This window comes from Sphaerisporangium sp. NPDC049457, assembly GCF_055586705.1.
Genome location: NZ_JBVJHR010000001.1, coordinates 19,080 through 38,640, shown reverse-complemented (window position 1 = coordinate 38,640; position 19,561 = coordinate 19,080). Strand labels below are relative to the sequence as shown.

The window sequence follows — 19,561 nt, the reverse complement described above, 5'->3', positions numbered from 1 at the left end:
GACGGGCCCTCCTTTCCGCGACACCCGCCCCCCCCCCCCCCCCCCCCCTCCCCCCCCCCCCCCCCCCCCCGACCCCCCCCCCCCCCCCCCCCTCCCCCCCCCCCCCCCCCCGCCAGCGGGAACAGGACCGGGTACGGCGCGCCCCGTACCCGGTCCTTCGCATGCGCGCTCGCGAGAGTCATGCTTTCCCCGCGCCCGCCTCGCTCGTTCCCCGCCGCCCGCGCGCACCGAGCGTGTCCGATCGGCGCATTCCCCGCCGACGCGATCGCGCGGCCGTACGACCGCCGCCAGGACCTGCTGTGGGATGCGGCATTACGTAGACGGATATGTCGCTCCTACGGCAGACTGTCGTGATTGATCAATGGCCGAGCGGGAGTGACCGGCCTGACCGCGACGGTCCCGCTCCCGACGTGTGACCGGGGGGCATTACATGAGCCCGAGCCTCATGACGGGGACGGACCCGGCGCCGTTCCGGCTGCGGCGCGACACCCGCGAGCTCCCGCAGGCGGTCGCCGCGCTGGCCGCCGCCCTCCCGGCCCGCAAGCTGACGACCGTGCTGGCCGACGCCAACCGCACCGCCGTCCACAAGGGCGGCACGACCGCGTTCGGCTCGATGTCCCCCAGGCCGGCCGACTGGTACTGCTTCGAGAAGGGCGACAACGACACGCCCGACTGGTATCCGCAGGGAATCACCGGCAGCTCGGAGGCGGGCCGCGGGGGCGCCCAGGTGTTCGCGGTGACCTGGTATTGGAAACCGGAGGAGAAGCCGGCCGAACGTGGCGTGCGGGTCTCCTTCCTCAGCACCGCCTCCCGCAAGTACCGGCACGTCCTGCTCGTCGAACCCGTCACGGGCGCCGACTACAAGGCGATCAACATCCACGCCGGCGGCATCGCCTGGTACGGCGACCTGCTCTATGTCGTCGACACCAACCGCGGCGTCCGCGTCTTCGACACCCGGCACATCTACGAGGTGCGGGGGGACGACGACAAGATCGGCCTGCGCGGCGGCAAGTACCACGCCTTCGGGTACCGGTACGTGATGCCGCAGGTGGACGCCTGGAGCGGCACCGGCTCGGCCCGGTTCTCCTTCGCCGCCGTCGACCGGAGCCTGAGCCCGCACATGCTGGTCTCCGGCGAGTACGTCGACCCCGCGGACGAGCCGGGCAAGGCCGGGCGGGTGGCGCGCTGGAACCTCGACTCCGGCGGCACGCTCGCCGTCGGCGCGGACGGGATCGCCCCCGCCGCCCACGCGTTCTCGCTGCCGGCCGGCAAGATCCAGGGCGCGCTGTCGCACAAGGGACGCTGGTACCTCAGCCAGGCCGCCTCCTCGGTCAAGAACGGCTCGCTCCTGGTCGTCCCGCACGGGCAGCCGGCGCAGGTCCGCAAGTTCCCGGTAGGCCCGGAGGACCTCACCTGCTGGAACGAGAAGAACCAGCTCTGGAGCGTCACCGAGTTCCGCGGCCGCCGCGTCCTGTTCGCCGTCTCCCTCTGACCCCGCTCCAACGCCCGTCCGAGTTCCGCGGCGCCGTCGCCCACGCCATGGCGATCGTCGAAGCCCGGCCCGCCGTCCCCTGTGACCTTGCCCCCAACGCCCGCCGGCTCCCGCCACGCCGCCGCGAACGTCGTCTCGTGGAACGCCGTACCTGTCCGGTCGGCTGTGAGCGCCGCCGACGGCCGCGTACGCGAGGGCGATCTCGCGTACCGTCGCCGGCAGCGGCACCCTCGTCAGGCCGGCGGCGGCCGTGCCGCCGCTCGTGTCGGCGGGTGGGTCGCGCCTTGCCGGGCCTGGGCGGACTTGCACCGGCTTGACGGCCTTGCAGGGCGCTTGCGGCGGGTGGCGTCAAGCGGTGGTCAATGAACCTGCAGGTGACCGGCTCTATCTCTTGAGTGTGCAAGAAGCCTTGGACAAGACCAGTGCAAGAAGCCCTGGACAAGACCAACCGGGGACAGGCCGCTCTCACACTCAGGAGACAACGATGAAGCGCACCCTCCTCGGACTCGCCGTCGCCGCCGTGGCGGGCCTCTCGGTCACCGTCCCCGCGACGTCCGCCTCCGCCGCCTCCGGCGACTTCGGCCCCGACACCTGCCGCGAGGGCTTCGTCTGGCGCGAGGCCCGCTCCGCCGACCATGTCTGCGTCACCCCCGGCACGCGCACCCAGACCCGCTCGGACAACGCGGCCGCCGCCGGACGCTGGACCTCCGGCGCGTTCGGCGCCCACACCTGCGTCACCGGCTTCGTCTGGCGCGAGGCCTTCAGCGGCGACGACGTGTGCGTCAGCCCGGCCGTGCGCCGGCAGGCCGCCGTCGACAACGCGCAGGCCGCCGACCGCAAGGTCAGCGCCCGCCTGTGGATCAACCGGTACACCGTCCCGCCGCGCGACAACGGCGACGGCACCTCGACGTCGACCTCCGTCGACGACATCCCGCGGATCAAGCTCAGCAGCGACCACTACAACTTCGGCCAGGTGCGCCTCTACCTGCGCTACAACACCGGCCGCACGTACTGGAGCGGCACCGTCACCGCCGGCGCCCACGGCGGCTTCGCGGGCGGCAGCTTCGGCAAGAAGACCGGCGCCTTCGACTGCTCGCGCGCCGGCAAGGCCGCCAACGGCTACGCCCAGGCCTACGACGTCCTCTCCGGCCGCTGGTCCCCCCGCGTCCCCGTCACCATCGGCTGCGCAGTCCTGTGACCCCCCGCCGCGCCGTCTTCCTCCTCCGGCCCGGCCCAGCCCCGCACCGGGGCGCGGCCGGGCCGCCCGCGTTCTGGTCACCAGGAGGCGCGCGCCGTCTTGTGACCTTCCTTGACAATGGCCCGGTCGAGGTGCCCACCGGGGCGTAAGCCGTCCCGGTCCCGTGTCCCTGTCCCGGTCCCGTGTCCCTGTCCCGGTCCCGTGTCCCGGTCCTGTGCCCTGGCGCCGGGGATCGGCGCCGTCGGGTGACCTTCGCTCTTCGCACTCGAGCGCCCCACGCTGGGGCGGGCGGCGGCCCTGGGGTGGTGTGTCAGTCGGTGGCCGGGACGGGGGTGACGAGGTCGGTGAATTGTTCGGGGGTGACGACGCGCACGCCGAGGCTCTCGGCCTTGGCCAGCTTGGCGCCGGCCTTGTCACCGGCGACCACAAGAGCCGTCTTGGCGGAGACGCTCGACGAGGCCTTGCCCCCCGCGCGTTCGATCAGCTCGTTCATCTCGTTGCGCGACAGCGCCGCCAGCCGCCCGGTCATCGTGCCGGTGACGACGACGGACATGCCCGCCAGCGGGAGCGCGGCCCCCGCGCCGGCCTCGCCGCCGGAGACGCCCGTGACGCCCGCCCGGCCTGTGGCGCCTGACGGATCCGTGGCGCCTGGCGCGCCCGTGGCGCCTGACGGACCTGCGGCGCCGGGTTCGGTCATGATGACGCCCGGTTCTGTCATGGTGACGCCGGCCCGGACGAGCTTGTCGATGAGATAGCCGAGTTCGGCAAGTTCGGCCACCACGACGGGCGCCTTCTCAGGGCCGATGCCCTCCACTGCCTGGATCGCCTCGGCGTCCGCCGCGCGGATGGCCTCCATCGTGCCGAAGTGCCTGGCGATGCGGCGGCTCATGGAGCGGCCGGTGCCCCGCACACCCAGCGCGCAGAGAACCCGGCTCAATGGCTGTGACTTGGCCCGCTCGAGGGCGGCGAGCAGATTGTCGGTGCTGACCTCGCCCATGCGCTCAAGACCGAGCAGCTGGTCGCGGGTCAGGAAGAACAGGTCGGCGAAGTCGGCGATGAGGCCGGCGTCGAGCATCTGCCGGATGCGGTTGTCGGCCAGGCCCGCGATGTCGAGCTGGTCACGCCCGGCGGCGTAGCCGATGGAGGCGATCACCCGGCAGGCCCGGCCGCGTACGCACCTCCACCGCTCTTGGGAGGTGTCGATCGCGTCACCGCAGGTCGGGCAGACCTGCGGGAAGGCTATCGGCCGCTCGGCGCCGGTGCGGAGGTGCACCACGGGAGCCTCCACGCGCGGGATGACGTCACCCGCCTTGTAGACGACCACGCTGTCGCCGAGCATCAGGCCGCGCCGGGTGATGTCGGCGACGTTGTGCAAGGTCGCGTAGGTGACCACGCTGCCGTCCAGCTCGACCGGTTCGAGGACGGCGCGCGGGGCGATGACGCCGGTGCGGCCGGTGTTCCACTCGACCGCGAGCAACTTGGTGATCTTCTCGGTGGCGGGCAGCTTGTAGGCGATCGCCCATCGCGGGGCCCGGGAGCTGAACCCGGCCTGCGCCTGGTCTTCGGCCAGATCGCACTTGACGACGATGCCGTCGATGCCGAACGGCAGGCCGGCGCGGGCGGCGGCGATCTGCTCGACGCGCTGCTGCACCGCCGGCAGGTCGCCGGCCACCATCGCGGCGACCGCCGTGCCCTCGGTGGTCTGCACGCCCTGCTCCGCGACCCACCGCATGACCTCGCTGTGCGGCAGCCCCCGCAGCCGCACCGCGAGATCGGAGTCGTCGCCCGGGGAGGGGAGCGCGCCGTAGCCGAAGAACGTGAGCTCGCAGACATAGGGCCGGTCTTGGGCGCGCAGCGTGCCCGCCGCGGCGCTGCGCGGGTTGGCGAACGTCGTGCCGTCGTGCGCCGAGCGCTTGGCGCACGCCGCCTCGAACTGCGCGACGGTCATCATCACCTCGCCGCGCATCTCGACCGTGACCGGCTCGGCCAGCCGGGCGGGCAGGCCCACGATGGTGCCGATGGCGTGGCTGACATCCTCACCGGCGACGCCGTCACCCCGGGTGACCAGCCGGGTCAGGCGCCCCCGGTGGTAGCGCGCGGAGATCGCCAGCCCGTCCAGCTTGGGCTCGACGCTGTAGGCGGTGACCGGGCGGCCGAGCCGGCGCTCGAGCGAGGCGGCCCAGTCGGCGAGCTGCCCGGCGCCGAACACGTTGTCCAGGCTCAGCATCGGCACGGTGTGCGGGACGTCGCCGACCACCGCGCCCCCGGCGACCTTGCCCGTGGGGGAGTTCGGCAGAGCGTGGTCGGGATGGGCCTGCTCATAGGCCGCGATGCCCCGCACCAGCCGGTCGAAGGAGTCGTCGTCCAAGGTGGAGGTGCCGTCGCCGTAGTAGGCCGCGGCGGAGTCCACGGCAAGCTGGACGGCTTCGGCATAGGCGGCCTGGTCGGCGAGAAGGGCAATCGGGGGCGCGTCGCTCATGGCTCCATCATGCCGCCCCCCACCGACATTTCCACGACCTGAGCTGGGACGTTGCCCGTCGCCCCCAACTACGGGACACGGCGGCCCGACATCCACCCGGCCCTCACCACGTCTCTATCCGGCACAGGGAAACGGCCTTCCCGACGGCTGGGCTTCTTCGGGTGGGGCTCAGGGGGACCCTGAGGGGGGACCCTGACTCGTCCCTGAAACGGGGCCGCGGGGGCACCGTGGCGGAGGCGGGAGATCTAGCCTGAGGTCATGGCTCGAATCCTTCTTCTCATAGCCGCCGTGATCGTCGGCTTCATGCTGCTCGGCACCGTGATCGGCTTCATCGCCGGCATCCTCAAGTGGGCGCTCATCATCGGCGTGGTCGTCCTGGCGTACATGGCCTTCTCCCGCATCATCCGCTCCCGGCACTCGGCGTAACCTCACCGCCGGACGCGGGCCGGACGCGGGGGACGTGCGGCGGAGGGGGCGGCGCGTCCGCCGGCGGGGGGTGTGCCCGCCGGCCCGGGGGTCACGGCCGGCGGGGGCGGTGGCGCGACTCGGCGAGGAACTGGCCGACGGCGTCGCGGGTGGTGCGCAGGGCCTCGTTGGAGACCTCGGACGTGCGCTGCGCGACGCCGACGAACACGTAGTCGACGATCAGCAACTGGCTGATCCTGCTGGCGAGCGCGCCCGGCCGGAAGGCGGACTCGCGGCCCGCCGAGATCAGCACGTGATCGCAGACCTCCGCCAGCGACGAGCGCGGGTTGTTGGTGATCGCCACCGTGGTCGTCCCCGCCTTGTGGGCCAGGCGCATCGGCTCAAGTACGTCGGGGGTCTCGCCCGTGCAGCTCACTCCGACCGCGACGTCACCCGGTTTGAGCAGCACCGCGCTGGTCAGGGCCAGATGCGCGTCGGTGAAGGCGTGGGCGGACAGGCCGATGCGCAGGAGCTTCTGCGCCATGTCGGCCGCGACGAGCCCCGAGGCGGCCACGCCGTAGACGTCGACCCGGCGTGCGCCGATGATGGCGTCGACCACCTCGCCCAGCCGCTCGGGGGACAGCTGGGCCGCGGTGTCCTCGATGGCCTCCCGCTCGGCCCGGGCGACCTTGGCGATCACGTCTGACAGCGGGTCGTCGGGGGCGAGGTCGCCCGGTACGAGCCGGTCGGGCCCCTGACGGGCGGCCGCCGCGGCCAGCGCCAGCCTGAGCTGGGCGTAGCCGGAGAAGCCCAGCACCCGGGCGGTGCGCACGATGGTCGCCTCGCTGGTCGAGGAGGCCGCGCTGAGCTCGGTGATGGTGCTGCGGGCGACGGTCGCGGGATCGTCCAGGATCAGTCGTGCGATGATCTGCGCGGACGGGGTGAGCGAGGGGAGCACGGCCCGCACCCGGGCGACCAGGTTCTCCGGGGTCGAGCGTTGCGGGTCGATCATGTGGTTCCTTTTCTGTTACCGACACATTACTCAATCCTGGTCATGGCGGACCCCCTCCCTGCGTCCTTTCGTGTCGTTCCAGGGCTCAGCGACCGGTGAGCCACTCCGCGGCGGCCAGCGCCGACACGCGGGAGTTCCCGTTGGTCGCCAGATGGACGGCCCCCGCGGGCCGGCCCGGCAGACCCATCTCGATCACCACGGCATCCGGGCGGCGCCGGAGGATCTCCGCCAGGCCGTGCCGCATCCACTCGTGCCGGTGCGCGTCGTGCGTGACCACCACCAGCGGCGCCTCGCCCGGCTCGCGCAGTACGGGCAACGCGTCCCGGCCGGGGGTGAGGACGACGCGCTCGGTGCCGGGCAGCAGTCCGGCCAGCGCCTCGCCGGGCCCGTACGGCAGGGCGCCGCCGATCGCCTGGTGCGGCCGGGCGGTCATCTCGACGACCTGCGGCGGCCGGGCGATCACCGGCCGGTGCGGCGGAACCCCGCCGGCGGCGGTCACGCGCAGCGCCCGCCTGGAGGTGTCCAGGCCGAGCCGCGAGACCCCGTGACGCGGGTCGCGCTCGATCGTGCCGGCCCCGGCGGCCGAGGCGGTGTCGTGCCAGGCCGCGAGGGCGCGCACCCGGCCGGCCGCCTCGGCCAGCCGGGACTCCGCCAGGGCGCCGTCGTGGACGGCGCGGACGATCCCTTCGCGCAGCGCGGTGACGTTCTCGCCACCGGGGGTGGAGGCGCCGACGCAGATCGCGTCCGCGCCCGCGGCGAGCGCGCGCACGGCGATCTCGGGCGGCGGCAGCAGCGCGGCCACGGCCTTCATCTCGATCGCGTCGGTCACCACCATCCCCGAGAAGCCGAGCTCCTCGCGCAGCAGGCCGGTGAGGATGCTGTGACTGAGGGTGGCGGGCAGGTCGGGGTCCAGGGAGGGGACCATGAGGTGGCCGCACATGACCGCGCGGGCCCCGGCGGCGATCGCGGCGCGGAAGGGCGGCAGGTCCCGGCGTTCCAGCAGGTCACGAGCGGCGTGGACGGTGGGCAGCGCGAGGTGGGAGTCGGTCAGGGTGTCGCCGTGCCCGGGGAAGTGCTTGGCGCAGGCCGCGACGCCCGTGCTCTGCAGGCCGGTGATCCAGGCCGCCGAGTGGCGCGCGACGAGCCCGGCGTCCGCGCCGAAGGAGCGGATGCCGATGACCGGATTGTCCGGGTCGGCGTTGACGTCCACGTCGGGGGCGTAGTCCAGGGTGACGCCCGCCGCGGCCAGCAGCAGGCCGATCTCCCGGCCGGTCGCCTCGGAGACGGCGAGGTCGTCCAGAACGCCGAGGGCGGCGTTGCCGGGCCACGAGCTGCCGGTCGCGGCCTCCAGGCGCGTGACCGTTCCGCCTTCCTCGTCCACGGCGACGATGACCTGCGGGTTCTCTTCGCGCAGCCGCGCGACTAGCCTGGGGGTGTCCTCGGAGATGTTGCGGGCGAACAGCACCACGCCGCCCAGGCCGGCGGCGAGCTGCCTGAGCAGCCAGCCGGGCGGGGCGGTTCCGTCGAACCCCGGCTGGAGCACCGCGGCGGCGAGTCGGTCGAGATCGGGACTGTGCGGCATGCAGGCTTCCAGTGGTCGTGACCAGCATCGCCACGGATGTGGCGATATGCGGCTTTCCGCGTATCTTCTAGGAAGATTTCCTTCACTGGCTCCCGGTTAGGTCACGGCCTGATGACAAATTCCTTCAGATCCATTGATTCTGCGGAAGTTATCTGCCATCTTCTCGCCGAGGGCCGCGGCAGGCGGGTATTTCACGGCCGGTCGCGCGCCCTCGCCATCAGCGCGCCTCAGGGCTCCGCGCGCGGACGCACGGTGACGTCGCCGCCGCGCCGTCAGGAGGCCGCGTGAACGGCCGTCCGCTGTCTCGCAGGGCCGTACTCGGCGGTCTCGCCGCGGCCGCGTTGAGCCCGGTGGCCTTCGGCCGGGCGCAGGCCGAGGCGCGCTCGTCCCACACCGGCGCCGTCCCGGCAGGCGCCGCCGAGATGGACGCCTCGCCCGGCGACGCGGCCGCCGACGTCCCCGCGCGCCAGATGCGCGGCATGTGGATCGCCTCCGTGACCAACATCAACTGGCCCTCCCGCCCCGGCCTGTCCGCCGAGCAGCAGAAGACCGAGTTCGTCTCCTGGCTCGACTACGCCGTCTCGCTGCGGTTCAACGCGGTGTTCGTGCAGGTGCGGCCGACGGCCGACGCGTTCTGGCCCTCGACGTACGAGCCGTGGTCGCAGTACCTCACGGGGGTCCAGGGCCGCGACCCCGGCTACGACCCGCTCGGCTTCATGGTCAAGGCGGCCCACGAGCGCGGGCTCGCCTTGCACGCGTGGTTCAACCCCTACCGCGTCTCGATGCAGGCCGACGTCGCGCAGCTCGTGCCCGACCACCCGGCGCGCCAGAACCCCGCCTGGCCGGTCGTGTACGGGGGCGCGCTGTACTACAACCCCGGGCTCCCCGAGGTCCGCGCGTTCGTCCAGGACTCCATCATGGACGCGGTCGCACGGTACGACATCGACGGCGTCCACTTCGACGACTACTTCTATCCGTATCCGGTCGATGGTGAGGAGTTCGACGACGCCGAGGCGTTCGCCGACCACGGGACCGGCTTCCCCGACAAGGCGGCCTGGCGGCGGCACAACGTCAACCTGCTGATCAAGGAGATGGGCGAGCGCGTCCGCGAGGCCAAGCCCGAGGTGCAGTGGGGCGTGAGCCCGTTCGGCATCTGGCGCAACGCCACGACCGACCCGCTCGGCTCGGCGACCTCCGGCTCGCAGTCCTACGACCTCCAGTACGCCGACACCCGCCTGTGGGTCAAGGAGGGCTGGCTCGACTACGTGGCGCCGCAGATCTACTGGAACATCGGCCTTCCGGCGGCCGACTACGCGGTGCTCACCCCATGGTGGTCGCAGGTGGTGGACGGCACCGACACCCAGCTGTGGATCGGCCAGGCCGCCTACAGGGTCGGCGTCCCCGGGGAGGCCGCCGCCTGGCAGGACCCGGCAGAGCTGTCGCGCCACCTGACGTTCAACAAGGATCATCCCGATATCGGCGGCGACGTCTACTACAGCGCGGGAGACCTGCGCGCCGACCGGCTCGGGTCGACCACCCGGCTGCGGCGGGACCACTACACCCGGCCCGTGCTGCCGCCGGTGCTCCCACGCCTGGCCGCCTCAGGCGCCCGGCCGCGGACGCCCGTCCTCACCCGCGCCCACTGCACCGGTGAGGGCGTCGGCCTCTCCTTCCAGGCCACCGGCTCCGCCGAGCCGCGGCTGTACGCCGTCTACCGGTTCGACGATGAGGACGCGGTCCACCGGTTCGAGAAGGACGGCACGACGGCGGCCGACGGCGGCAGCGGCAGCGGCAGTGCTAGTGGCAGTGGCAGTGGCAGTGGCAAGGACGACTCCGCGCACCACGACCTGGCGCGCCTGGCGCCCCACCTGGTCGCCGTGATCCCCGGCGCGCGCCGCGCCGAATACACCGACCCCACCGGAAAACCAGGCTGCCACTACCGAGTGACCACCCTCGACGCCACCAACCGCCAAAGCCCCCCAAGCCCACCCCGCCGGGCCGGATAGTGCGATGACGGGCATGGTGCGCCGGTCCCCGCCGTAGGGCGGCGCCGGCCTTTGCCGTCCACCGTCCCGCCGACCCGGCGCCGATGGGGGCACTCATCAGGTGGGAGAAAGCGCACCTGGCGGCGGAAGGCCGGGCTGCCGCTATCGCGTGATCGCTCTCGAGGGCGCCAGCCGCCAAAGCCCCCCCAAGCCTGCCCCGCCGGGCCGGATAGTGCGACGGCGGAAAAGGTGCGCCGGGCCTTCCGGCGGGGGCGGCGGTTTGTGTCAGGGGGTGAGGAGGCGGTGGTGGGCGGCCTCTATGTCGGTTTGTGGGACGCCGGGTCTTTCGGCGAGGGCGGTGCGCAGCGCGAGCGCGGCGGCCCCAGCGGCGCCGTCGCGGGCCAGGACGACCGGCCGGCCAGGGATCGACCGCCGGACGCGTTCGGCGACCAGCGTGGGATGGGTCAGCAAGGAACCGGCCAGGACGACGGGTAGGCCGGGGTCGTCGCAGCCGACGGCGGAAAGGGTGCGCACGAGGCGGCGGGCGGCGTCGTCGACGATGTCCAGCGCCACCTGGTCGCCCTCGCGGGCCGCGGCCTCCACGACCGGGCTGAGCCTGCCCAGCCGGGCCGGCTCGCCGTCGTACACCGCGGCGATGATCGCCTGCGCGAGCGCCTCGCCCGACGGGCCGCCGTCCGAGGCGCCCTCGGGGCCGTCCGGGACGGGAGCCGGATCTTGGAGGGCTGGGACGATGCGGCCGGTGAGCGCGGTGGGCCGGCCGCGGCCGTCGATGGCGGCCAGGGCCGCCTGCGCCGCGCGGCGGCCGATCCACACCCCTGACCCCTCGTCGCCGAGCAGCCATCCGTAGCCGTCGCACCTGCGGACCATCGCGCGGTCCTCGACGCGGGCCGCCACCGCCCCCGTGCCTGCGATGATCACGCTGCCGCTGGGCGCCGGGGTCGCGCCGGCGAAGGCCACCAGGATGTCGGGGACGATGACGGGATGGCCGGGCAGCCCGGCCGCGCCCCAGGCGTCCGCCGTGATCGCGTGGGCCTGCCGGAGACCCGCCTCGCTGGCGCCGGCGAGCCCGAACACCCCGCCCGCCACGTCGCCGGGGCCGAAGCGCGGGCCGATCTGCGACAGGGCCTCGGACAGGGCACGCGCGAGGTTACCGCCCGGGTCGCGGGCGGAGCGCGGATTGGCCCCTCCGGCGCGGCCCCGGGCGATGATCTCGCCGCCGAACGTGGCGATCAGGCAGCGCGTGCTCGTGCCGCCGCCGTCGACCCCCACCACCAGCGGCTCCGCCGGTCGCATACGCCTCCCCGAATGGGTGACCTCCCCGGAAGTATAGGCACAGCACGACGACCGTCCCGGGCCCGCCCGCACGGCCGAGCGCCCCGACGGCCGAGCCGGCGGACGACGAGCGTGCAGGACCGGCTGCCGCGCGCCCGCGCGGGGGAGGGGGCGGCGGGTGGGCTGGTTCCCGGGGCCAGGGCCGGGGCCGAGGTCAGTGGAGTGGGCGGTGCATGATGTGCAGGCCGACGTGGCCTTTCGCCGGGTGCCGGAAGCCTTCGGGCACCGTGCCCAGCACCTGGAAGCCGAGCGACCGGTACAGCCGCACCGCGTAGGTGTTCGTCTCCACGACGGCGTTGAACTGCATGGCCCGGAAGCCCGCCACGCGGGCCCATTCGAGGGTGTACTCGCACAGCGCCCGTCCCACGCCGCGCCCCGCGTGCGCCGGGTCGACCATGTAACTGGCGCTGGCGACGTGTGAGCCGTTGCCCCATTGGTTGTTGTTCATCTTGGCCGTGCCCACCACCGTGCCCGCCGGCTCGACGGCGACGACCGTGCGGTTCGGCGCCGGCAGCAGCCACCAGTCGCGGCCCTGCTCCTCGCCGAGATCGACCGGATAGGTGAACGTGTCGCCCGCGGCGACGATCGTGTGGAAGAAGGGCCAGATGGCGGGCCAGTCCTCCGCGGTGGCCTCCCTGATCAGCATGCGGACATGGTTCCTGACGGCCGCGCCTCGCCGCCAGCGACTTTTCCGCCGCCCGCGCTCCCGCCCCCGTCCGCGCCCCGCCCGCGCTGTCGTGTGGACGGTTCTGGGCGCGTCCGGTGTGTGGATGGGCATGGTCCGGTCTTGGATGTGGCAGGCTGCGTAACTCCGGGATCGGGGTGACGGGGGAGTGAGATGAGGCGGCGGAACGTGGTCGGGGCCGAGGCGGGGGTCGGCGGGGCCGCCGTCGCCGTCGGCGCCTCCGGGCGCGTCGCACGCTGGGTCACCGAGATCTTCGCCCCGCAGGTGCTCGTCATCGCGCTGCCTCCGGTGGTCGGCTGGGTCTCCGACGGGCGTGCCGGGTTCTGGTGGGGCCTGGTCGCCTCGCTGCTGTGCGGAGGCGTCCCGGCGCTGGTGATCGCGATCGGCGTCCGCGCCGGAAGGCTCGACTCCCGGCACATCGTGGACCGCTCGCGCCGCACCGTGCCGCTGCTCGTGGCGATCGGCGCGGTGCTGGCGGCGCTCGTGCTGCTGGCGGGCCTGGGCGCTCCGCGTCTGCTGGTCGCCACGGTGGGCGCGATGCTCGCGGGTCTCGCCGTGACGGTGCCGGTGACCCTGCGCTGGAAGATCTCCTTCCACGCCGCGGTGTCGGCGGGAACCGTGTTCGTGCTCGCCCGCGTCCTTCCGCCCGCGCCCACGTTCGCCGCCGGGGCGGCGGTCGTCGCGCTGATCTGCTGGGCGCGCGTGCGGCTGGACCACCACACCGTCGCCCAGGTGGCGGCCGGCGCGCTGGCCGGGGCGGCCTCGTCCGCGGCCGTGCTGGCCCTGTCCGGCGTCTGAGGTCCGAGTCACCGCATTCGCGGTCCGGGTGGGTATCGCCGTGCGGAGGCTCAGCGACTCCCGCGCCCTGAGAGCCGACGTCGCCCGCCCGTGCCGGCGAGCTCTCGCCGCAGGCGTCCGGGTACGGACGGCGCGGGGACAGGGACGGGAGTCGGGTCAGGGGGTGGCGCGCTGCCACTGGGGGTCGCGGTACAGGACCACCGACGGCCCGCGGAGCATCTCGTCGGGGGCCGAGAGCATGACCAGCTCGCCGGCGGCCTCCATCGTGCGCAGCAGGTCGCGCACCCGGGGGCCGACGGGCAGGCGGCCGAGCGGCAGGCCGAGCGCCATGCGGGCCTGGTCGGCGACCTCCGACAGCCGGAAAGGGCCGGGGAAGCCTTCGACGAGCCCGCGCACGAGCTCCAGCGTGATCACCTGTTCGGCCTCGCCGTGCGCGGCCTCCCAGACGAGCTGGACGTTGCGGCGCCCGGTGGCGGCGCAGGCGGCGCAGCGGCGCACGAAGCCGGGCACGATCTCCTCGTCGGCCGAGCCCAGGCACGCCGTGCACTGGCCGGTCTCCGAGGCGTGCAGCTCGGCGGCCGTCCGGTTGGGGAGGGGCGTACCGCAGGCGCACAGGAACGTGCGGAAGGCGCGCCCCTCGACCAGGGCGAGATCATCGGCGTTCTCGGGGATCTCGTCCCATCTCATGGTGATCGTATGCGTGGTCATCGCCCGTGACTCTACCCAGCCGTCCCAGGCTCCGCTGTGGACCGCCGGGTTTTCGTCACGGCCGGGGGCTCTCGTACGCCCGGCCGGCCCGATGGAGGCCGTGCCCTTCCGCGGCCCTTCCGCGGCCCTTCCGGGGCCCTTCGCGGTACGGCCGTGACGCCTGGTGTGGGTGCGTTTCCGGTACGTCGCCGACCAGCCCCAGGTGGAATCAGTACTGCTACGGACATGCTTTTATTGGATTCATGTCAAACCCGGCGATTCTTACCGTCGATGACGATCCTGCCGTCTCCCGGTCGGTCGCTCGAGACGTCCGCCGTCGTTACGGTGACCGCTATCGCGTCGTGCGCGCCGACTCGGGGGAGGCGGCCCTGGAGGCGCTCCGCGAGATCAAGCTGCGCGGTGAGCAGGTCGCCGTCATGCTCGCGGACTACCGCATGCCCCAGATGAACGGCATCCAGTTCCTGGAGGCCGCGATGGACATCTTCCCGCGCGCCCGCCGGGTCCTGCTGACCGCGTACGCCGACACCGACGCGGCCATCGACGCGATCAACATCGTCGACCTGGACCACTACCTGCTCAAGCCGTGGAACCCGCCGGAGGAGAAGCTCTACCCGGTGGTGGACGAGCTCCTGGACGCCTGGCTCGCCGCGCCGGACGAGACGATCAACCAGACCCGCGTCGTCGGGCACCGCTGGTCGGCGCCGTCGTTCGCGGTGCGCGACTTCCTGGCCCGCAACCTCGTGCCCTACCGCTGGCTGCCCGCCGACGAGGCCGAGGGCTGCCGGCTGCTGTCGGCGGCCGGCCTGACCCACGACGACGTGCCGCTGGTGGTCACGCCGGACGGCGTCTCGCTGGTCAAGCCCAGCGAGTCCGATCTCGCCGCCCACGTCGGGCTCACCACCACGCCGACCGAGGACTTCTACGACCTGGTCGTCGTGGGCGCCGGCCCCGCTGGGCTCGGCGCGGCGGTGTACGGCGCGTCGGAGGGGCTGCGCACCGTGCTGCTGGAGCAGCGCGCGACCGGCGGGCAGGCCGGGCAGAGCAGCCGCATCGAGAACTACCTCGGCTTCCCCGACGGGGTGTCGGGCGCCCAGCTCACCGACCGCGCCCGGCGGCAGGCGCTGCGCTTCGGCGCCGAGATCCTCACCACCCGCGAGGTCGTCGGCCTGGAGTCCGGCGGGTCGGCCCGGCTGCTGCGCTTCGGCGACGGCAGCTTCATCGCCGCCCACACGGTCGTGCTGGCCACCGGAGTGTCCTACCGCCTGCTGGACGCGCCCGGCCTCGCCGAGCTCACCGGCAGGGGCGTCTTCTACGGCTCGGCCTCCACCGAGGCCCCGAGCTGCGCCGGGCAGGAGATCTACATCGTCGGCGGCGCCAACTCCGCCGGCCAGGCCGCCGTCCACTTCTCCCGGTACGCCAGACGGGTGCACATGCTGATCAGGGGCGGCGACCTGCGGCGGTCGATGTCGCAGTACCTCATCGACCAGATCGCCGAGATCGACAACATCGAGGTCCACCCGCACAGCCAGGTGACCGCCGGCGAGGGCGGCGAGCACCTGGAGCGGCTGACGGTGTGCGACCCGCGTTCGGGGGAGACCAGGACGGTCGACACCTCGTGGCTGTTCGTCTTCATCGGCGCGGAGCCGCGCACCGAATGGCTGGGCAAGGCCATCGTCCGTGACGACCGGGGCTTCGTGGTCACCGGCACCGACCTGCTGGCCGACGGCCGCAGGCCGGCCGGCTGGACGCTGCCCCGCGACCCCTACCACCTGGAGACCAGCATGCCGGGCGTCTTCGCCGCGGGCGACGTGCGCGCCGACTCCGTCAAACGCGTCGCGTCGGCCGTCGGCGAAGGCGCCATGGCGGTGTCGCTGATCCACCGCTACCTGGAGACCCCATGAGCGAACCGGCCGCGGACCTCGGATGCGGCTCCAAGGGCGTGGAACGCCTGACCGCCGAGGAACTGCGCACCCTCTTCCTGTTCGAATCGCTCGACGACGCCCAGCTCGCCCGGTACGTCGAGCACGGCCGGGTGGAGCGTTACCCGGCGGCCGCCCGCGTCTACGAGGAAGGCCGGCCGGCCACCTGCTTCTACGTCCTGCTCAGCGGCACGATCGCCCTGTCCCGCCGTGTCCAGGGCGACGAAATTGAGATCAACCGCACCGAGCAGCGCGGCGTCTACGCGGGCGCCGCGCAGGCCTACCTGGGCGAGCGCGTCGACCAGGTGTACCCGCACAGCATGGTCGCGATCAGCGACGTCGAGCTGTTCTCCCTGCCCGCCGGCGTGCTCGGCGACACGCTGCGCGAGTGGTTCCCGATGGCGACGCACCTGCTGGAGGGCATGTTCCTGGGCCTGCGCGCCAGCCAGACGATCGTCGGCGAGCGCGAGCGGCTGCTGGCCCTCGGCTCGCTGTCGGCTGGGCTGACCCATGAGCTGAACAACCCGGCCGCGGCGGCGGTGCGGGCCACCGCCGTGCTGCGCGAGCGGGTCGCCGGCATGCGCCACAAGCTCGCCATGATCGCCGACGGCCGGCTGGACGGCAGCAGCCTGCACGAGCTGGTCGAGCTGCAGGAGGAGGCCGTCAAACGGGCCGCTAGCGCGCCGCCGCTGTCGGCGATGGCCACCGCGGACGCCGAGGACGAACTGAGCGACTGGCTCGACGAGCACGACATCGCCGGAGGCTGGGAGCTGGCGTCGACCCTGGTGGCCGGCGGCATCGACGTACGGTGGCTGGGGCGCATCAGCGGCGCCGTCGGCGGGGAGAACCTGGAGTCCGCCGTGCGGTGGCTCACCTACACGGTCGAGACCGAGCAGCTGATGTGCGAGATCGCCGAGGCGGTGACCCGGGTGTCCACGCTGGTCGCCGCGGCCAAGCAGTACTCCCAGCTCGACCGGGCCCCCTACCAGACCGTCGACGTGCACGACCTGCTCGGCGCGACGCTGACCATGATGCAGGCCAAGATCCCCGAGGGCGTCCGCATCGTCAAGGAGTACGACCGCACGGCCCCGCAGATCCCCGCGTACGCCGCCGAGCTCAACCAGGTGTGGACCAACCTCATCGACAACGCCTTCTCGGCGATGCGGGACGAGGGCGGCACGCTCACGGTGCGCACCGGGCATGACGCCGAGCGGGTCTTCGTCGAGGTCGCCGACACCGGGCCGGGCATCCCCGCCGCGATCCGGCCGCGCATCTTCGAGCCGTTCTTCACCACCAAGCCGGTCGGCGAGGGCACCGGCCTCGGCCTGGACATCTCCTATCGCATCATCGTCAACAAGCACCATGGGGACATCCGGGTGGAGTCCAGCCCCGGTGACACCCGCTTCCGCGTCCTGCTGCCGATCAGCCCGTCCTGACCCCGCCGGCCCGGCACGGCGTCCCCGCCGTGCCGGGCCCGCCGGCGGTGGCCCGTCCCGCTCGCCGGGGGAGGGCCGTCCGCGGACGCGCGCGGACGGGCGTGTCAGTAGCGGCAGCTCTGGACGTGCCAGACGCGCAGCATCGCCCGGGGGACCTTGTCGGGGCAGCCGCCGGTGTCGCCCAGGTACTTCCAGGCGCCGCCGCCCCGTTTGCGCCAGACATGCGGGCCGTCCTGGTAGCTGACCGGGTCGCCCTTGATCCCGATGCTGCCGAGCGCCCAGTAGACGTCCTTGGCGCGCGTCGCCCCGGTGATCTTCCCGTAGTAGACGGACGTGGGACCGTCGACCTTTGCGCGGTCACGCGAGCGCCAGCTGCGCCAGTACGCGTCGGCGAGCTTGGCCCGCGTCCTGCCGCTGAGCTTGAGGTTGACGGCCTTGCCCGCCGCCACGGCCGCCACGGTCACCACGGCGGCGGCGCCCGCCGCCGTGGTGACGGCGGACGACGCGGCGAGAACGGGCGGCGCGACGCCGGCGGGTGGCGCGGCCGCGGCCGCCGGGCTCGCCGTCAGGGTGAGGGAGGCGCCGGCCGCCAGTCCGAGCGCGGTCGCGGCGAACGTCCTGAGTGCTGTCAAGTGTCTTCCGTCCGCTGGTCACATGGAAAGGCAGCCGCGCACGCCGTACACGGCGCCGCGGTCGAACGCGGCTATCCGCTGGGACGCGCTGCCGTGGTCGCCGGGCTTGGTCCACCTCGTCTTGTCCGCCATCGCCCGCAGCGCGCCGGCGATCTCCTGCACGTCGCCCTGCTCGAAGCCCAGCGTCCCGTCGGCCGCGGCACCGTACAGCGCCGCGCCCGCCAGGCAGTCGGCCTGCAGCTCGGCGGCCCGCGACACCGCGAAGACGTCGCGGTGCGCCTGGACGGCGTGCCCCCACTCGTGGGCGATGACGTCGTACACCCATGCGTCCCCCGAGCGGTATCCCCGCCTCATGAGGTCGGTGTCCCAGGCGATGTAGTGCCCGTTCGGGCAGTAGAAGGCGTTGTCGTAGGACAGGCGTTTGTTCCCGCAATAGGGTGCGAGCCTCCCGCCGCGCGAGTAACCGCCGAAAACGCTCGGCGAGTAATAGCGGCCGGGAAAATACCGCGACCAGTGAGTGGCCCAGAAACGGTCCACGACGTACAGCGCCGTGGTGATGTCGGACCTCATCGCGTCCATTTCCCGGCTGTGCGCCGGGGCCTCCCGCGCCCCCGTCGTCTCAGCCGCGGACGCGTGCACCGCGCCGCCCCCGGTCAACGTCGCCGCGGCGGTGAGGACGGCGAGCGCCGTCCACGCCGGCAGACGTCTCCTCATTCTCGTGAATTCCCCCTCCCCCTGAGAACCGGGCCCCAGGAGGAGAGTAAATGCGTTTTCCGCGCGGGGGAACGCTGACCGTCGTGTCAATTCACGGGCACGGACGCGGTCAGGGAACACGGGCGCGGGCGCCGCCGCTCACGCCCGGCCGGCGCCCCCGCAGAGTTCGGCGAAGCGCCGGGCGTCGATGTTGCCGCCGGAGACGATCACGCCGATGCGGCGGGGGACGCGGTCGAGCCGGCCGGCCAGCAGGGCGGCCAGCGCGGAGGCGCCGCTCGGCTCCATGACGGTCTTCAGCCGCTCGAACGCCAGCAGCATCGCCGCGCGGATGTCGTCGTCGCTCACGAGCGCGATCTCGTCGACCAGCCGCCTGTTGATCGAGAAGGTCAGCTCGCCGGGGATGTCGGCGGCCTGTCCGTCGGCGATCGTGCGCGGGACGGGGATGGACACCCGCTCGCCCGCGCTCAGCGACCGCTTGGTGTCGTCCCCGGATTCGGGCTCGACGCCCACCACGCGGACGTGCTTGAGCAGGCCCCTGGCCGCCGTGGCGCTGCCGGCGATCAGCCCGCCGCCGCCGACCGGCGCGAGCAGCGCGTCCAGCTCGCCGACCTCCTCGATGAGCTCCAGCGCCGCCGTGCCCTGGCCGGCGATCACGTGCGGGTGCTCGTACGGGGGGATCAGCGCGAGGCCGCGGTCGGCGGCGAGGGCTTCGCCGATCGCGACCCGGTCGCCGGTGTAGCGGTCGTAGGTGAGGATCTCGGCCCCGTACGCGGCGGTGGCCTCCATCTTGGACCGGGGTGTGTCCTCCGGCATGAGGATCACGGCCTGGGCGCCCAGCTCCCGGGCGGCCAGCGCGACGGCCTGCGCGTGGTTGCCCGAGGAGTACGCGGCGATGCCCTTGGCCAGTTGCGCGGGGGACAGGCGGGAGACGGCGTTGTACGCGCCGCGGAACTTGAACGCGCCGACGCGCTGGTAGTTCTCGCACTTGAGGAACACCTCCGCGCCGACCAGGTCGTCCAGGGTGCGGGAGCGCAGCACGGGCGTGCGGTGCGCGACGCCCTTGAGCCGGGCCGCCGCGTCGTGGACGTCGTCCAGCGTGACCGGAAGCGCGTTCGTCATGCTCGATCCTCCATACGGGTCGCCTGCGGGGACGGCATCGTCGC

At 73.2% G+C, this 19,561-nt stretch carries 16 protein-coding genes; 7 read left to right on the top strand and 9 right to left on the bottom strand.

Annotated features, from left to right (window positions below; all coding sequences use genetic code 11):
* The first annotated feature begins 445 nt into the window (after positions 1 to 445).
* Together ACZ6QO_RS00155 and ACZ6QO_RS00150 are read left to right on the top strand one after the other, a co-directional pair.
* On the top strand, positions 446 to 1,492 hold the full coding sequence (locus ACZ6QO_RS00155) for a hypothetical protein (protein ID WP_465846165.1): 1,047 nt from the start codon (positions 446 to 448) through the stop codon (positions 1,490 to 1,492).
* Positions 1,493 to 1,976: 484 nt separating this feature from the next.
* Positions 1,977 to 2,690, top strand: coding sequence for a hypothetical protein (locus tag ACZ6QO_RS00150; RefSeq protein ID WP_465846164.1), 714 nt, complete (start codon positions 1,977 to 1,979; stop codon positions 2,688 to 2,690).
* A 310-nt stretch (positions 2,691 to 3,000) separates the two neighbouring features.
* Here ACZ6QO_RS00150 and ligA read toward each other — a convergent pair whose 3' ends face one another.
* Positions 3,001 to 5,169: an NAD-dependent DNA ligase LigA gene (ligA, locus tag ACZ6QO_RS00145; protein WP_465846162.1), complete on the bottom strand. Its 2,169-nt coding sequence runs from the start codon at positions 5,167 to 5,169 to the stop codon at positions 3,001 to 3,003.
* A 258-nt stretch (positions 5,170 to 5,427) separates the two neighbouring features.
* On the opposite strand from ligA, the gene ACZ6QO_RS00140 reads away from it, so the two are divergent.
* Complete coding sequence (locus ACZ6QO_RS00140; protein WP_465846161.1) at positions 5,428 to 5,595, top strand: hypothetical protein; 168 nt, start codon at positions 5,428 to 5,430, stop codon at positions 5,593 to 5,595.
* 91 nt (positions 5,596 to 5,686) lie between these two features.
* Here ACZ6QO_RS00140 and ACZ6QO_RS00135 read toward each other — a convergent pair whose 3' ends face one another.
* A complete protein-coding gene (locus tag ACZ6QO_RS00135; protein ID WP_465846159.1) occupies positions 5,687 to 6,586 on the bottom strand; it encodes a MurR/RpiR family transcriptional regulator in 900 nt (299 codons plus the stop codon).
* A gap of 85 nt (positions 6,587 to 6,671) precedes the next feature.
* Positions 6,672 to 8,168, bottom strand: a complete 1,497-nt coding sequence (locus ACZ6QO_RS00130) for a glycoside hydrolase family 3 protein (RefSeq protein WP_465846157.1) — start codon at positions 8,166 to 8,168, stop codon at positions 6,672 to 6,674.
* A gap of 284 nt (positions 8,169 to 8,452) precedes the next feature.
* Here ACZ6QO_RS00130 and ACZ6QO_RS00125 point away from each other — a divergent pair, with 284 nt between their 5' ends.
* Positions 8,453 to 10,174, top strand: a complete 1,722-nt coding sequence (locus ACZ6QO_RS00125) for a glycoside hydrolase family 10-like protein (protein ID WP_465846155.1) — start codon at positions 8,453 to 8,455, stop codon at positions 10,172 to 10,174.
* Positions 10,175 to 10,438: 264 nt separating this feature from the next.
* Here ACZ6QO_RS00125 and ACZ6QO_RS00120 read toward each other — a convergent pair whose 3' ends face one another.
* Positions 10,439 to 11,467, bottom strand: a complete 1,029-nt coding sequence (locus tag ACZ6QO_RS00120) for an N-acetylglucosamine kinase (RefSeq protein WP_465846153.1) — start codon at positions 11,465 to 11,467, stop codon at positions 10,439 to 10,441.
* Between the two features lie 193 nt (positions 11,468 to 11,660).
* Complete coding sequence (locus ACZ6QO_RS00115; protein ID WP_465846151.1) at positions 11,661 to 12,152, bottom strand: GNAT family N-acetyltransferase; 492 nt, start codon at positions 12,150 to 12,152, stop codon at positions 11,661 to 11,663.
* A 192-nt stretch (positions 12,153 to 12,344) separates the two neighbouring features.
* Between ACZ6QO_RS00115 and ACZ6QO_RS00110 the strand changes: the two genes are divergently transcribed.
* Positions 12,345 to 12,989: a hypothetical protein gene (locus ACZ6QO_RS00110; protein ID WP_465846149.1), complete on the top strand. Its 645-nt coding sequence runs from the start codon at positions 12,345 to 12,347 to the stop codon at positions 12,987 to 12,989.
* A gap of 156 nt (positions 12,990 to 13,145) precedes the next feature.
* Here the strand turns inward: ACZ6QO_RS00110 and ACZ6QO_RS00105 are convergent, their stop codons facing one another.
* Positions 13,146 to 13,697 (bottom strand): hypothetical protein, encoded by a 552-nt coding sequence (locus ACZ6QO_RS00105; protein WP_465846146.1) that lies wholly within the window; start codon positions 13,695 to 13,697, stop codon positions 13,146 to 13,148.
* Between the two features lie 242 nt (positions 13,698 to 13,939).
* On the opposite strand from ACZ6QO_RS00105, the gene ACZ6QO_RS00100 reads away from it, so the two are divergent.
* Both ACZ6QO_RS00100 and ACZ6QO_RS00095 read left to right on the top strand, forming a co-directional pair.
* Positions 13,940 to 15,598, top strand: a complete 1,659-nt coding sequence (locus tag ACZ6QO_RS00100; RefSeq protein WP_465846143.1) for an NAD(P)/FAD-dependent oxidoreductase — start codon at positions 13,940 to 13,942, stop codon at positions 15,596 to 15,598.
* Positions 15,595 to 17,052: an ATP-binding protein gene (locus tag ACZ6QO_RS00095; RefSeq protein ID WP_465846141.1), complete on the top strand. Its 1,458-nt coding sequence runs from the start codon at positions 15,595 to 15,597 to the stop codon at positions 17,050 to 17,052. Before ACZ6QO_RS00100 ends, ACZ6QO_RS00095 begins: the two co-directional genes overlap by 4 nt.
* Positions 17,053 to 17,156: 104 nt before the next feature.
* Here ACZ6QO_RS00095 and ACZ6QO_RS00090 read toward each other — a convergent pair whose 3' ends face one another.
* The 3 genes from ACZ6QO_RS00090 to ACZ6QO_RS00080 form a co-directional block, all read right to left on the bottom strand.
* Positions 17,157 to 17,684: a hypothetical protein gene (locus ACZ6QO_RS00090; protein ID WP_465846140.1), complete on the bottom strand. Its 528-nt coding sequence runs from the start codon at positions 17,682 to 17,684 to the stop codon at positions 17,157 to 17,159.
* A gap of 18 nt (positions 17,685 to 17,702) precedes the next feature.
* Entirely contained in the window at positions 17,703 to 18,398 is a 696-nt protein-coding gene (locus ACZ6QO_RS00085; protein WP_465846138.1) for a neutral zinc metallopeptidase, read from the bottom strand.
* A gap of 138 nt (positions 18,399 to 18,536) precedes the next feature.
* On the bottom strand, positions 18,537 to 19,517 hold the full coding sequence (locus ACZ6QO_RS00080; RefSeq protein ID WP_465846136.1) for a pyridoxal-phosphate dependent enzyme: 981 nt from the start codon (positions 19,515 to 19,517) through the stop codon (positions 18,537 to 18,539).
* Positions 19,518 to 19,561 lie beyond the last annotated feature (44 nt).